Consider the following 15,187-nt stretch of genomic DNA (forward strand, 5'->3'; position numbering starts at 1 on the left):
TTTTATCACTTTAAAGTAAGAAAGTGTGAGAATAGTATATCATATTCATAGCTTTAAAATCATCTTATATCTGCTTTGTCAAATCTGGCCGTAATACCGTAGCCCCTGCCTGATATACATGCTGTATCTCTTTTTGAGATTTCGTCGTATTTACGTGAATCATGACCCGGATGCAAAATGGCAAGGAATTGCTCACCGGTATTTCTTTCATGCATGTAACCGGTACATAAGTCCAGCCTTCGAATTTCCTCAAGGCTTTGGCAGGGAAGACAGAACGAATCTCTTCCGTAGCAGAAAAAAATACAGAAGCCACCATATCGGGATCAATCTCGTTGACCTGAATGATCTCTGCCATCAACTTTTCGACAGCTGAAATCACTTCCATCTCTGTGTCTCTTTCTACTGTAGTGGCACCCCTTATTCCTCTTATCACACATAGTCCCCCTTCTCCAGAACTCTATATCATATCCGCCATTTCCTCTATCAGATCAGAGTCGCCTATATCCATTAGTTGCGGTGACCCTACTTCGTTTAGCAGGACAAAGGTAGCTGCATCATTGACTGATTTTTTGTCCGTTTTCATTAATTCCAGTAGCATTGCATGTTCAAGTCGGGTTGGAATGGTCATTTGATAACCTAAAGAAGAAACCCAATTAATAAACTCATCCAGTTTAAAATCGAGACCCACTTTCTTTTTGCTTAATTTAAGAGCATATACCATCCCGATTAAAATGGATTCCCCATGCGTAAAGTTTCCATATCCCATTGAACCTTCCACTGCATGCCCAAGCGTATGACCAAAATTCAAAAAGGCACGAATGCCGGTTTCCTTCTCATCCTCTTCGACAATTTTAGCTTTGATGCCGATCCCTTTTGTAATCATTGTTAGGAATTGCTCATCCGTAATATCATTCAAATCCACAATATTCGACTTTAACCATAGATAAAACTCATTATCGGCTATCAAGGAATGTTTAATGACTTCGGCAAAACCTGACCTTAATTCTTTAAGCGGCAGGGTTTTTAAGAATTCAAGATCATATATGACAGCTTCAGGCTGGTGAAAGGCCCCAATCATATTTTTTCCTAGTGGATGATTGATGGCAACCTTGCCGCCCACTGCACTATCGTGGGCGAGCAAAGTCGTCGGTACCTGTATGAATGGAATCCCTCTCATAAATGTAGCCGCAACAAATCCAGCCAAGTCACCGACCGCACCACCACCAAGGGCGATAATCAATGACTTGCGATTAAGCTGTTGGGATAAGCAGTAGCTTTGGCATTCATAAAACACATCGAAAGTTTTAGCATGCTCCCCCTCTGGCACAACATGATGCAGGACAGGTTTCCCCGTCTTGACAAGGGCGTTTTTCACAGTTTGCAAATGAAGTTCCGCCACTTTCTCATCAGTTATAATCAGAATCTTGTTTAGATGATTTAATTCATGTGTTATTAATTCTGGCAATTCATTAATCGCCTTCTTGCCAATTAAAACCGGATATTGCTTGGAAGCCGTTTTTATTTGGATGGATTCCATGATTTAAAACTCCTTTACTTCTTCCCGATAAGATCTAATGTATTCAGCTAATTGCTCATATCGATCTGAAGGGAATTGATCAACGATGGCAGCCGCCAGTTCCCACGCAACTACTGCCTCGGCAACTACTGCCGCTGCAGGAACTGCACAACTATCGGAACGTTCCACACTTGCTTCGAACACTTCCTTCGTGTCAATATCAACACTTTTCAAAGGTTTATATAAAGTAGGGATCGGCTTCATTACACCGCGCACAACAATCGGCATTCCCGTTGTCATACCGCCTTCCAAACCGCCGAGGCGATTGGTTTTCCGGTAATAACCCTGTTCTTCATCCCATGCGATTTCATCATGGACATCACTGCCGAATAGATGGGCCGCTTCGAATCCAAGACCTATTTCCACCCCTTTAAATGCATTGATGCTCATTATCGCTGCTGCAAGTTTTGCATCAAGCTTACGGTCATAATGCACATAACTCCCTACACCCACCGGCATTCCTTCTACAATGACTTCAACGATGCCTCCGATGGAATCTCCTTTTTGTTTCGCTTCATCAATTGCATCCTTCATTTGTTGCTCTACGTTTTTGTCAAAACATCTTACAGAAGATTCTTCTGTCACCTGTTGCAACTGCTGAATCGTTTCGTATTTGGGGGGTTCTGCCTTCACTCCACCAATTTCCAAAACATGCGATGCCACTTCTATTCCCAATAGAGACAATAGCTTTTTAGCGACAGCCCCAGCTGCCACCCTTACAGTCGTTTCACGGGCTGAAGACCGTTCCAAAACATTTCTCAGATCACGGTGACCGTATTTAATCCCACCGTTCAAATCGGCATGACCAGGGCGAGGGCGGGTGATTTTACGTTTGATTTCTTCAGCCTCTTCCTCTGAAAGCCCTTCACTTCCCATGATCTTTGTCCAATGCTTCCAGTCGTCGTTCTCAACCACCAAAGCCACCGGTGAACCTAGTGTGTAGCCATGTCTGATTCCCGAAGATATGAAAACCTGATCTTTCTCGATTTGCATCCTTCTTCCACGCCCATGCCCTTTTTGCCGGCGTCCTAATTCTTGATTAATATCCTCATTCGTTATCGGCATTCCTGCCGGTAATCCCTCAATTATAGTAGTCAGTTGCGGACCATGTGATTCTCCCGCTGTTAAATATCTCATCTTCCAGCCCCCTTTTAGCACTTTAAAGTGTATATGTATCAATATACCACAATTTTATGAAATGTGGGTATATGTAAAACGTAAAAACCATATTGTTTGAATTTAATCACTTTTCTATCTATTTTACAAGTACTTAAACATTTTCGATATAGTTTAATCTTTCAAATTGAAGTTCTACTGGATTTGCTATTACACGACAAACGAAAAGGGACTGAATGCTCTGTGCAGAATCAGTCCCTTTCAAGGTATTTACTTTTTCTTATAAAAAAATGTGTCGATCGTTTCAAATTGATATTTTCCTGGGGTGAATATTTGCTCGGTACTTCCTACAAAAAAAACCCCGCCGCCTTTTAGTGATGCACTGAATTTTTCATATAATAAACTTTTGGCTTCTTCAGTGAAATAAATCAAAACATTGCGGCAAACGATTAAATCGAATCCCTGTTCGAACCGATCTGCGAGAAGGTTTTGCTTTTTAAATGTCACTCTCTTTTTGATTTCATCATCGACATGATAAAAATCCGCTTGTTTTTTAAAGTATTTCCTTTTTATTTCTTCAGGTACTTCATTTAAGGATCGGTCAGGATAAATTCCCAATTTCGCACGCGCCAATACATTTTCATCCAGATCCGTCGCCAATATCTCTATCTGGTTAAGTGGAACGAGATTGGATAGTATCATTGCAATCGTATATGGTTCCTCACCAGTAGAACAGGCGGCACTCCATATTTTCAACTTTTTTTTGCTTCCTAATAACCCAGGAAGGATTTTTCGCTCCAACACTTCCCATCTTTTCGCATTTCTATAAAATTCTGAAACATTGATTGTCATTCTATCCAAAAACTCATTTAATACTCCCGGACTTGTTTGAATGTCTTTATAGTATTCACGAAATGAATGATATCCTCTTTTTTCATATAGATAAGTTAGTCGCCTTTTCATTTGCCCTTCCTTATATGATGCCAAATCAATCCCTGTCAACATTTTGATATTACGAATAAACTCTTCATATTCCTGAGGCATTCCTACGACTCCCCTGCACATAATGATTTTAAGTAGTTCTACTCTTTATATATCGGAAAATGCCATATTTTCTTTAAATTAAATAAGCTCAAAACAAAAAAAGCGGGTTCCATCTCATAATGACGATGGAACCCGCTTTTTTTATGTGTGTTCGTATTAATTAATAAACCCACTCGTTTACAAGTTTTGAATACTCAACAAGTTCTTCTTCTTTGAAGAATAAACCGATTTCACGTCCAGCGCTTTCAGCTGAATCAGATCCGTGAATGATGTTTTTGCCAACAGTTACGGCAAAATCACCACGAATTGTTGCTGCAGCTGCATCTTTAGGGTTAGTAGCACCCATCATTTGACGTGCAGTAGCGATTACATTTTCGCCTTCCCAAACCATTGCGAAGACAGGACCTGAAGTAATGAAGTCCACTAATTCGCCAAAGAAAGGACGTTCTTTGTGTTCGCCGTAATGTTGCTCAGCCAATTCCTGAGAGATGACCATTAATTTTGCTCCTGCAAGAAGGAAGCCTTTCTTTTCAAAACGGGAAACGATTTCACCGATTAAATTACGTTGAACGCCGTCAGGTTTAACCATTAAAAATGTTCTTTCCATGAATGTCACTCCTAATATGTATCATTGTTATTTGCCTATATAAGGCAATCCTTTTAGAATATTACCATTGTTTGATGAGTTTCGCAACTCCCAGTATTAAAACTTTCTTTTTCCGATATTTTTCGCGATATCGGATAAAGTTTTTCTGGCTTTAATTGCAGGAAGACCTTTCAACTCAGTAAAAGCCTTTTCTAAATACATATCACTGATCCTCGCAGCCTGTTCAATGGCACCGGATGATTTTATCTCATTGATTATGTGGGACATTTCGTCTTTTGGCGTATCTTCCCGAACTGTTTCGATAAGCCTTTTCAACTTTGGATCTTCCATTGCAATCAAAACTGGTAAAGTGATATTTCCTTGAATCAAATCACTTCCGGCTGGTTTACCAAGCTCTTCTTCCGAAGCTGTAAAATCCAATATATCATCGGTGATTTGATAAGACATACCGACATAATACCCGAATTTAAATAGCTTTTGGTGAATTTTCTCTTCAACACCGGCTGAAATGGCTCCCAACTGGCAGCTCGATGCAATGAGCAATGCCGTTTTTCGTTTGATCCTTCTGAAATATATCCGCCAATTCTGTTCGAAATTGTATTTATCTTTTATTTGTTCAATTTCCCCAAGGCATAGTTCAACCATAGTATCAGCAAGAATTTGATGCGCAAGGGGCGACTCGATCACCGCCATCATTTCCAGTGCACGAGCAAAAATGAAGTCGCCTGTGTACATGGCGACGCGATTATCCCATTTTGACTTAATGGTGGCAGATCCCCTGCGTAAATCTGCATCATCTACAACATCATCATGCACAAGGGAAGCTGTATGGATCAGTTCCAATGTCGCTGCGACATGCTTTACGACATGTATATCATAATCGCCAAACTTCGCACCCAAAAGGACGAATACCGGACGGATCCGCTTTCCACCGGATTGCAGTAAATGTAGGGAAGCCTCCCTTAAAACAGTGGAATCCGCTTCAATTGCGGCTTCCAGTTCTTTTTCTATTAATTGCAAATCTGCATTCAAAAACGAATACATCATTTTAAATTTCATACATTCCACCCAGCTTTGTCCATTCCTATTATGCTTATTTTGAAGGCTTGTACCCGAAATGTGTTGCTGCAACACCGCCGAAATGGGCCTTGTAACTGACATTATCCATTCCTGCCTGCTTGAACATGCTTTCAAGCTTTTTCATGCCTGGGAAATCTCGAGCTGATTCCTGCAACCATGAATATTCGCTATAACTTTTTGCGAATAATTTGCCGAACATGGGCATGATGAAACGGAAATAAAAGTAATAGCCCTGTTTAAAGCCAAGCATCGTTGGCTGTGAAGTGTCCAGGCAAACGACCATTCCACCTGGCTTGGCTACCCGGTTTAACTCTTTAAGCACTTGCATGTAATCAGGGACATTCCGCAGCCCGAAACCAATCGTGACATAATCAAAGCTATTATCCTCAAAAGGAAGTTCCATTGCATTCCCATGCATTAGGGAAACTTGATCTAAATTGAGTTCTTTCACCTTTTGTTCGCCGATTTTCAGCATGTTCTTACTAAAATCGAGACCAACAACCTTTCCTTCCGGTCCTACTTCATTAGCAAGGGCAATGGTCCAGTCCGCTGTTCCACAGCATACATCAAGTGCATGGGCGCCTTTTGGGACATTCATGATGGCCATTGTAGCCTTCCGCCATTTAAGATGCTGTTTAAAGCTGATGAGGGAATTCATCTTGTCATAGTTTCCGTAGATCTTTTCGAAGACATGATGAACTTTTTGCTCTTTAGACTGCTCCATGACTCACCCTTCTTTCACATATGAATTTGCTATACTCTCTGTTTGTTCCAAGATGACTTTCACTCTATCAAGAAGTTCATCATCAAACTTTGCAAGTTTCCGCATCGAGCACTGTACGGATTGCCTGGCATCCCTCAGGCACTTATCGAATTGGGCCCGTACCTGTTCTTCTTTTTCCGAAATGAGTACGTCCCCACTAATCGAGTCATCAAAAGGCATTGCCCTTAGGACATCAAAAACTATAGATTGACCCGTTTTCAGATAGCTCCGCTTCTCGGCATGCAGCCTTTTCAAAAGCAGCAGATCTTCCGATATGTCTATCCAGGCAGGCTCATTATAGTAATCCGCCAGTTTATGGATTAGCGAAGCCTCGATCGCTTTTATCGTCATTAAAAGCGTTGGTACATCATTAATGGACCCTTGTTGATAAAGAATGATTTTATTATCATTTATTTTTTTTATTGCGCTTGAAAGTATACGGATCATATCAACATTACCCACACTGGCAAGCCCTTGATAGTATAAGCCACTATAGTAATCTCCAGCAAGCACTTGTAATTGGCGATTTTTCAATACCTCAGGCAACTCGATTCCATCACCCGAATTCGAGACGATTTCATGGGTATCCAGAGCTATTTGCACTAACATGGTTGAAATGATGTATTGATTCCGTTTTTCGTTTAAAACGTCCAAATCGTTAAACAATCCCCAAAGCAATATCAGTTTATCTTCGTCCAAGCTTGGCTTTTGTATATGCTTCAATAAATATGGATGTTGAGCTTTCGTTTCTATTAATCGTTTTAATTGCCTTATGTCGTCCGTTATGTTTAACAATTGAGATCACCCTTGCATCCCCGAAAGATAATTTTTTTCATACATATTGGTTTCTGTCTGTGTAAAATACACATTATTATACCATAAAAACAATCAGATGAAATGGACAACGTTTATAAAATGAAACTTCCAAAAATAAGGAAACCTTCATCATTTGCTCTTCAAGAAAATGGATGCGGGAAATTTACGGCTTGTTAAACGCGATATCAGATGATTGATTTATATTTAACCAATTAAATTGGAGCTATCATTTGTCAGGTGAATTCTTTTTAGAATCACTTTCTATCTCCCCGAATGGAGTATAAACTTTTGCATGGCCCCTGATTTTAATCGCCGAGGTATGCTCTGTGAATTGTGCGATCATCACCTCTCCTGAGTCAAGTTTTTCGGAGTGATGAAACTTGGTGTCCGTACCTCTTGTTAACCCGATGACATTCACACTATCCTCAATGGCTTTGATTACGACAAAATCATTCAGAATCTTTTTTTCATTCATTTTTTTCCTGCCCCCATGTCCTTAGTCTTTTATGAATGCCAGCACTTCCGCTCTAGTGCGGTGATCCTTCGCAAACGTTCCCCTTACAGCTGAAGTCACTGTTTTAGATCCGGGTTTTTTTACACCTCGCATGGTCATGCACATATGTTCAGCCTCTACTACAACCATTACACCATGAGGCTCAAGCTTTTCCATTATCGAGTCAGCCACTGTCGAAGTGATCCGCTCTTGAAGTTGCGGACGCTTTGATACAGCCTCAACCGCCCGTGCCAATTTACTTAACCCAGTTACTTTTCCGTTTTTCGGGATATATGCTACATGTGCTTTTCCGTAAAAAGGGACTAAATGATGTTCACAGACTGAGTAAAACGGAATATCCTTTACAAGTACTAGTTCTTCATGATCCTCTCCAAAAACAGTATCGAAATACTCTTTTGGATCCTGATTAAGTCCAGAAAAAATTTCTTCATACATTCTGGCTACACGGCCAGGAGTATCAAGCAATCCTTCCCTCGTTGGGTCTTCCCCTACAGCCTCAAGAAGCATTTTAACCGCTTCTTCTATTTTGGCATGATCAACATTAGCCATTTATAGTACCTCCTAAAAAATCATTAATATTATGTATTCAGAATAAAATTCAAGGCATTACACCCTGACATCCATATTTCCTATTATCAAGGCCACCCATTCCCACTTGCAATGACGCTCTTGAAAGGCAGTTTCCTCGGAATCGGCTTTTTTGTAATGGCTTTTGACGGATTTGCCATTTACAGCGTTTCTGAAATATTCACTGTCTTTTATATTATCACAGATAGAAATTAAGAAGCAAAAAAAGGGCCGCGTTTTCACGCGGCCCTTTTCGGTTAAGCACCCGTATGTAATGGTAGAATTACTTCACTGCATCTTTCAGTGCTTTACCAGGTTTGAAAGCTGGCACTTTGCTAGCTGCAATTTCAATTTCGTCACCAGTTTGTGGGTTACGGCCTTTACGAGCCGCACGTTCACGAACTTCAAAGTTACCAAAACCAATCAATTGGACTTTATCACCGTTTTTTAGAGCTTCTAAGATTGTATCAAAAACAGCATCAACAGCTTTTGTAGCGTCTTTCTTAGAAATTTCAGTTGCTGTAACAACTTCATTAATCAATTCTGTTTTGTTCATGCCATTCACCTCCTCCCAAAAGGATTCTTTATAAAAAATCATTATTACAACACTATAATAGTGATTTGTTATTAGTTTCGGTCCAAAAAAATTCATTCCATGGAAATCAAGGATTACCAAGCCGAATTAATTTCCAAATAATGCATCCGGAAATTTGGAAATAGGTTGAAATCGCTGTTATAACGCGTTTTCTGTATGTAGATTATCACAAATCCTATTAGCTTAGCAAGGGAATTCAAAAAATAATGGGAATCTTTTCATTAATAATTGTATATATTATAAATTTTGTCTTTCGCTATTCATCATTTCCCTTTTTTATAGAAATTAAACTTATTATATTACTGAAAATCGCTTAACCACAGGGTTTTTTCAAGATTATACTAAAAAACAACTGGTTTTTTCAAATATTGGCCTTCATAAGGGGTATTTTTCTTGGGATACTTTTGTCCATTGCATGCAAAAAGACCAATCCATTGAAGGAATTGGTCCAGCTTTAAAACGTTTTTATAAGATGATGGCAATCAATCCCCCACTGCCCTCATTAATTATTCTCTCCAGTGTCTCTTTCAATTTATAGCGCGCATTGTCTGGCATCATCGCTAATTTCACCTGTATGCCTTCCCTTACATAGGAACTTAGGCTCCTGCCAAAAATATCAGAGTTCCAAATGGAAAGTGGATTGTCTTCGAAATCCTGCATCAGATACCGGACCAATTCTTCACTTTGCTTTTCCGTCCCGATGATTGGCGAGAATTCGGATTCGACATCGACCTTGATCATGTGGATGGAAGGAGCTACAGCTTTTAGCCTTACACCGAACCTGGCTCCCTGACGGATGATTTCCGGTTCATCAAGACTCATATCGTTAAGGGAAGGTGCTGCGACACCATATCCGGTTTGTTTGACCATTCTCAGTGCATCTGCCACCTGATCATATTCTGCTTTGGCATACGCAAAGTCCTGCATCAAAGATAACAGATGATCCTTGCCCCGAATCTCCACACCGACTATTTCCTTCAGAATATCATCATAGAGCTCATCAGGGGCGTACAGGTCGATTTCCGCAACACCCTGCCCCATCTCAATGCCTGCAAGCGCGGCACGGTCAATGAACTCGAATTCATTAAAATGACCGACAACACGATCTACGTCCCTCAGGCGTTTAATGTCCTTAACGGTCTCTTTAACCGCTTCCTGGTAACTTTCCCTTAACCAATGATCTTCTCGCAGAACCATTACCCAGCTCGGGAGATTCACATTGACTTCGAGTACCGGGAATTCGTAAAGGGCCTCACGCAGTACGCTGTAAACATCCGATTCCCGCATTCCTTCGACACTCATGGCCAATACAGGGATATCATACTTTTCCTGCAAGGATTCCTTCAGTGCTACCGTATTTGGGTGGTGAGGCTGAACGGAATTGACAATCATGATAAATGGCTTGCCAACCTCCTTCAATTCTTCAACAACCCTTTCCTCCGCCTCTAAATAATCACTACGAGGAATTTCCCCTATTGACCCATCCGTCGTAACGACTACACCTAATGTGGAATGATCCTGAATTACTTTGCGAGTACCTATTTCAGCCGCTTCATTGAACGGAATCGGCTCTTCATACCAAGGCGTGTGAATCATGCGGGGACCATTTTCATCTTCATACCCTTTAGCCCCAGGTATTGTATAACCGACACAATCGACTAAACGAATGTTAACTTCGAGCCCTTCAGCTACCTGAATCGATGCTGCCTGATTGGGTACGAATTTTGGTTCTGTCGTCATGATCGTCTTTCCAGCAGCACTTTGAGGCAATTCATCCTGTGCCCTTGCACGGTCGGCCTCTGAAGGGATATTCGGAATAACGACTAACTCCATGAATTTTTTAATAAATGTGGATTTCCCAGTCCTGACGGCACCGACCACCCCCAAATAAATATCGCCACCGGTCCGTTCAGCTATATCTTTAAAAATATCTACCTTTTCCAAGGTATCCCCTCCCGAATTAGAGTTTTGGGATTTCGTTTATCCATTTGCTTTTATTTAGGACACTATATATCTATGATGTTGTCCTAAAAATTTATTCCAATTATTTCCCTGGTTCATTCCCTTCCTCCACCAGAAATTTTATATAAGGGTTGTTATTTTAAAAGTAAGATGAAATAAAGATAAAGAAATAACCCTTCCCCTACAATATATTTTGTAGAAGAAGGGTTATGCCTATTTTGTAAGAAATATTGGATTATTTGTTTTTTCATCAATTGTATATGGCAATGAATAGGCTGGTACGAACTCCGAACTCTGCACTAGCAGGTCCCGGATATCCTCACCTGGCTTGACTTCCCCATCATGCTTCTTTAATGCCTCAAGTAAATCCGGGGTATAATCAACAAAAATATCACCTTGGCCATCGACTACAAGATATAAATCTTTTTGTGAAAATGGACTCGTGACCGTAGGAGCTTCCTTCAGGCCCATTTTTTCATAATCGAGCGTAAAGACATTATCGGATAACCTTTCCTTAAATGGCGGGTATCCATTGCTTTGCTGATAAGCAGTCAATCTCAAGGAAACATCCTGGATCTTCTGTGCCATCCTGACATCCAACAGCTTTACAGTCGGATCCTTTTCGGCATTAACGAGGATGTATTGAAAGACACCTCCTGATTCAAAGGCATTGTCCGGCGGTTCAGCCATGTACCTCGGCGAGATCTTAGAAAACTTTATGACATATTTTTGATAAATCGGTGTCTCTGCATCTTTTGTAACGATGGGCAGTATGCCACCCTCGTCTTTCTGAAATTGATCGACTGCACTTTGGACGGATTGTATTTGCTCTTTATAAGGCAGTTGGTTTTGCATTTTTTGCTTTTCCGGATATAAACAGCCAGATAATGATACGGAGATGCATAATAAACATAATATTTTGAATAAATTCTTCATCATTTCTCCTCACCTATCAAGTGGTTGGCCCGCTAAGAACAACGATAAGGATGATCAAGCCGGCTAGAATCATAAGTATGTATGCGATAATTGCTGTCAAGCCTCTCCAAAAACCTTTTAATTTATAACGGCTTAAGTAGATTAGAAATATAGAGATAACCATAAAGCCCATAGCTATAAAGGATATCCACATTTTTTGCAGAGCAGGTGTCATATCTTCATCACTCCTTTTTCCAGAAATTATTATAACATACCAAATTACGTTAAAGGAATTAAATCATTGTCCAAACTGTGTAATTCTCGTTTTCATGACTAATTTTCGCAAAAAAATTTCTGAGGTGCGGTTAAATAACGAGAAATATATAATGAATTTTCCATACTTTCTCCTTCCAATCAACAAAAAAACAGCCTAAAGGCTGTTTCAGTTTGTAGACAAAAGGGGTTCGGAATTAAAAAATTCCGAACCCCTTTTTGAGATTCCCTTTGAATTTTTGCCTGAAGTTAGGAGATTGGGGCTCTACGAGCCCACTATGTTAGGCCATTTTTGGACCTCGCCATGTCCAATTGGCCATCTTCTTTAAATTAATGGCAGCGAAAGTAAGCATCGCCTGCATCGACAATTTTTTAAGTCCCCTTAAAGTTGTCCAACGCATACCATGCTTTTCTTTTGCATCTGCGAATACACGCTCAATCGTTTCTTTACGTTTCGCATATATAGTTTTTACATCTTGATGATGACGCAGATGATCTGCTTCTTCCACATGTGTTTGCCAAATATGCCGTGTCACCACTTTTTGATGGTCTTTGCTTTCTGTACACTGAGATAAAAATGAGCATGTCGCACAAGTGTGTTTGGGTGATTTATACTCGCGATAGCCCTCTTTATTGGTTGTTGAGTACTTTAATAGCTCTCCCGAAGGACAAAGGTAACAATCAAAATGTTCATCGTATACATAGTCCTGTTTGCGGAAAAATCCTTCTTTGGTGCGAGGACGTGTATAAGGTAAAGCCGGTATGATTTCTTTGTTAAATAGGTAGCTTGTAATCGCTGGTGTTTTATAAGCTGCATCTGCGGCAACGGCTTCCGGTTTTCCAACTTTCTCAATCACTTGTTCAACTAGTGGCTCTAAGATCTGACTGTCATGTATATTTCCAGGTGTTACAATCGTTCCCAATACAAAACCGTTGCGGTCTGCGGCCGCATGGAATGAATAGGCAAACTGTTTTGTTCGTTCATCTTTCACATAGTAGCCACTCTCAGAATCCGTTGTACTTTCTTTAATCTCTTTGGTCTCTTCTTTATCAAATTTATCTGATGGAAAAGGCTTCTTTCCATGTTTTTCACGATCTTGATTGATTTCTTCTTGAAGACGCCCTTGATACGCTCGTGTTTCTTTACGAACGATTTTCTTTTCAAATTTCCTTTTATTCGCACTGGCTTTCACATGTGTGGAATCCACGAAAACGTGTTCAGCACTTATTAACTTTTTATTAGCAGCTGTCATTAAAATGCGATAGAAAATCTGTTCAAACAGGTCTGTATCTTTAAAGCGTCGCTCATAATTTTTCCCGAACGTAGAGAAATGAGGTACTTTATCATGGAAACCATAGCCTAAGAACCAACGGTAAGCCATATTGGTTTCAACTTCTTCAATCGTTTTACGCATGGAACGAATACCGAAGGTATATTGAATGAATGTCAGTTTAACTAAAATAACTGGATCAATACTTGGGCGTCCTACCTCTGAATACATCTCTTTCACCAAGTCATAAATGAAAGTGAAGTCAATGGCAGCCTCCATTTTACGAACCAAATGGTTCAGTGGCACCAGTTGATCTAACGTAATCATTTCAAGTTGATCTCGCTGAATAGAATCATGTTTAGAAAGCATCCTCATCACCTCAAGTTTTAATACTTCTATTTTAAAACAAAAATGACTCCAGGCAAAAGTGTTTATCTAAAAGGTAAGACAAAGTTGATTGGAACGGAAGGTACGAGACTCCTGCGGGAAAAGCGCGTCTAGGGGAGACCCCGCAGGCGAAAGCCGAGGAGGCTCCCCGACCGCCCGCGGAAAGCGAGTGCCTGGAGTGGAAAATCAACGGCCAAATTGTACAACTCATAAAAAATAGACAAACTCGATTTTCATCGAGTTTGTCTACAGTCTGAAACAGCCTAAAGGCTGTTTTTCTGCTTATTTAAATTAAGATTGAAGCGTCGGCAAGACCTCTTTAAACGCTTTTATGACTGTATCCACTTCATCCAAATGAATAGTCAATGACGGCTCAATCCTGATTGTTTTGGAGTTTATAAGCGTTCCTGCCACCAATATGCCTTTATCAAATAGGGCTTTTGAAAATTCATAACCCACTTCGTCTTTATGGAACTCGATACCAATCATCAATCCTTGGCCGCGAATCTCCAATACTTTATCTTTGTGCTCGTTAGCCACTTCCTTTAACCCATTTAGGAAGTATTCTCCAACTTCTGCAGCACGCTGAGGTAAATTTTCTTCCAAAAGCACGTCGATCGTAGCGATGGCAGCAGCACACGCGAGTGGATTCCCTCCAAATGTCGTAGTGTGCATGAATGGATTATCGAACCAGCTTTTAAACACTTTCTCATTGGCTACCACAGCCCCTGCAGGCATTACTCCGCCGCCAAATGCTTTCGCTAAACAAATAATATCCGGAACAACATCATAGAGCTCAGAAGCGAACATTTTACCTGTACGTCCCATTCCTGTTTGCACCTCATCCAATATCAATAACGCATCATATTCATCACATAATGCCCGAACCTGCTTTAAATAATCTTGCGGAGGGAGGATGACCCCTCCTTCACCCTGGATCGGCTCCAACAGCACAGCAGCAACATCTTCACCGACCAACGCACAGCTTTCAAACGTTTTTCTCATCATATCCACATCACCGAAAGGTACATGACGCACACCAGGAATCAGTGGAATGAACGGTTTACGGAACATGCCCTTTGCCGTTGCCGATAGGGAACCAAGACTTTTACCATGGAATGATTTTGTCGTGGAAATAATCGTGTATTTATCACTGTACATTTTAGCGAGCTTAAGTGCAGCCTCCACGCTCTCCGTACCGCTGTTCGTAAAGAATGAGTATTTTAAATCCCCTGGCGTGATATCGGCTAGGATCTTTGCAAGCATTGCACGCAATGGATCTAGTAAGTCCTGGCTATGAAGGGCTTGTCTTTGCAATTGATCGGTTACGGCCTTAACGACTTTAGGGTTACGATGGCCAACATTATAAATACCAAAGCCACCTAAACAATCGATATATTTTTTTCCATTAACATCCGTAAAACAGGAATCTTGATCAGACCACTCCACCGCAGCGAATTGTGTGTCTTTAGTGACCGTCTTCCGATATTCCAAGAACCCTGGGTTTACATGGTTCCGGAAATTCTCGACCGTTTCTTTTGTTATCCATTGCGCATCTTCTTTTGAAATTTCCTTTTGTTCGATTAATTGAAGCACTTTTTTAATATAATCCTGAGTTGCTGTTTGGTTGGCTTGAGTATTTTTACTTTTTACGTTAATTGACATTTTAAAATCTCCTTTTTTTATAACTTTAGTGGATTT

At 40.5% G+C, this 15,187-nt stretch carries 16 protein-coding genes; all 16 read right to left on the bottom strand.

Features of this window, described 5'->3' with window-relative positions; genetic code table 11:
- Positions 1-64: 64 nt before the first annotated feature.
- Positions 65-433 (bottom strand): chorismate mutase, encoded by a 369-nt coding sequence (aroH, locus tag QUF78_RS17025; RefSeq protein ID WP_095389661.1) that lies wholly within the window; start codon positions 431-433, stop codon positions 65-67.
- A 24-nt stretch (positions 434-457) separates the two neighbouring features.
- Positions 458-1,537 carry a 3-dehydroquinate synthase gene (gene aroB / locus QUF78_RS17030; RefSeq protein ID WP_289325604.1) on the bottom strand — a complete coding sequence of 360 codons (1,080 nt, stop codon included), beginning with the start codon at positions 1,535-1,537 and terminating at the stop codon, positions 458-460.
- 3 nt (positions 1,538-1,540) lie between these two features.
- Complete coding sequence (gene aroC, locus QUF78_RS17035; protein WP_289325605.1) at positions 1,541-2,713, bottom strand: chorismate synthase; 1,173 nt, start codon at positions 2,711-2,713, stop codon at positions 1,541-1,543.
- A gap of 249 nt (positions 2,714-2,962) precedes the next feature.
- Positions 2,963-3,736, bottom strand: coding sequence for a CheR family methyltransferase (locus QUF78_RS17040; protein ID WP_289325606.1), 774 nt, complete (start codon positions 3,734-3,736; stop codon positions 2,963-2,965).
- Positions 3,737-3,896: 160 nt separating this feature from the next.
- Positions 3,897-4,343: a nucleoside-diphosphate kinase gene (gene ndk, locus QUF78_RS17045; RefSeq protein ID WP_289325607.1), complete on the bottom strand. Its 447-nt coding sequence runs from the start codon at positions 4,341-4,343 to the stop codon at positions 3,897-3,899.
- A gap of 96 nt (positions 4,344-4,439) precedes the next feature.
- Entirely contained in the window at positions 4,440-5,402 is a 963-nt protein-coding gene (gene hepT, locus QUF78_RS17050) for a heptaprenyl diphosphate synthase component II (RefSeq protein ID WP_289325608.1), read from the bottom strand.
- A 34-nt stretch (positions 5,403-5,436) separates the two neighbouring features.
- Positions 5,437-6,147 carry a demethylmenaquinone methyltransferase gene (locus QUF78_RS17055; RefSeq protein ID WP_289325609.1) on the bottom strand — a complete coding sequence of 237 codons (711 nt, stop codon included), beginning with the start codon at positions 6,145-6,147 and terminating at the stop codon, positions 5,437-5,439.
- Between the two features lie 3 nt (positions 6,148-6,150).
- Positions 6,151-6,981, bottom strand: coding sequence for a heptaprenyl diphosphate synthase component 1 (locus tag QUF78_RS17060; RefSeq protein WP_289325610.1), 831 nt, complete (start codon positions 6,979-6,981; stop codon positions 6,151-6,153).
- A gap of 247 nt (positions 6,982-7,228) precedes the next feature.
- Positions 7,229-7,477 carry a trp RNA-binding attenuation protein MtrB gene (gene mtrB, locus QUF78_RS17065; RefSeq protein ID WP_076365643.1) on the bottom strand — a complete coding sequence of 83 codons (249 nt, stop codon included), beginning with the start codon at positions 7,475-7,477 and terminating at the stop codon, positions 7,229-7,231.
- 21 nt (positions 7,478-7,498) lie between these two features.
- Positions 7,499-8,065 (bottom strand): GTP cyclohydrolase I FolE, encoded by a 567-nt coding sequence (folE, locus tag QUF78_RS17070; RefSeq protein WP_285766234.1) that lies wholly within the window; start codon positions 8,063-8,065, stop codon positions 7,499-7,501.
- A gap of 301 nt (positions 8,066-8,366) precedes the next feature.
- Positions 8,367-8,639, bottom strand: a complete 273-nt coding sequence (locus QUF78_RS17075) for an HU family DNA-binding protein (protein ID WP_034308023.1) — start codon at positions 8,637-8,639, stop codon at positions 8,367-8,369.
- A 504-nt stretch (positions 8,640-9,143) separates the two neighbouring features.
- Positions 9,144-10,622, bottom strand: coding sequence for a stage IV sporulation protein A (gene spoIVA, locus QUF78_RS17080; RefSeq protein ID WP_289315825.1), 1,479 nt, complete (start codon positions 10,620-10,622; stop codon positions 9,144-9,146).
- Positions 10,623-10,853: 231 nt separating this feature from the next.
- A complete protein-coding gene (locus QUF78_RS17085; RefSeq protein ID WP_289325611.1) occupies positions 10,854-11,576 on the bottom strand; it encodes a hypothetical protein in 723 nt (240 codons plus the stop codon).
- A 16-nt stretch (positions 11,577-11,592) separates the two neighbouring features.
- Positions 11,593-11,790 carry a DUF2768 domain-containing protein gene (locus QUF78_RS17090; protein WP_284470311.1) on the bottom strand — a complete coding sequence of 66 codons (198 nt, stop codon included), beginning with the start codon at positions 11,788-11,790 and terminating at the stop codon, positions 11,593-11,595.
- A 319-nt stretch (positions 11,791-12,109) separates the two neighbouring features.
- Positions 12,110-13,468, bottom strand: a complete 1,359-nt coding sequence (locus QUF78_RS17095; protein ID WP_289323635.1) for an IS1182 family transposase — start codon at positions 13,466-13,468, stop codon at positions 12,110-12,112.
- Between the two features lie 309 nt (positions 13,469-13,777).
- On the bottom strand, positions 13,778-15,151 hold the full coding sequence (locus QUF78_RS17100; RefSeq protein ID WP_289325612.1) for a putrescine aminotransferase: 1,374 nt from the start codon (positions 15,149-15,151) through the stop codon (positions 13,778-13,780).
- Positions 15,152-15,187: the final 36 nt, after the last annotated feature.

The organism is Peribacillus sp. ACCC06369, from assembly GCF_030348945.1.
GTDB lineage: Bacteria > Bacillota > Bacilli > Bacillales > DSM-1321 > Peribacillus.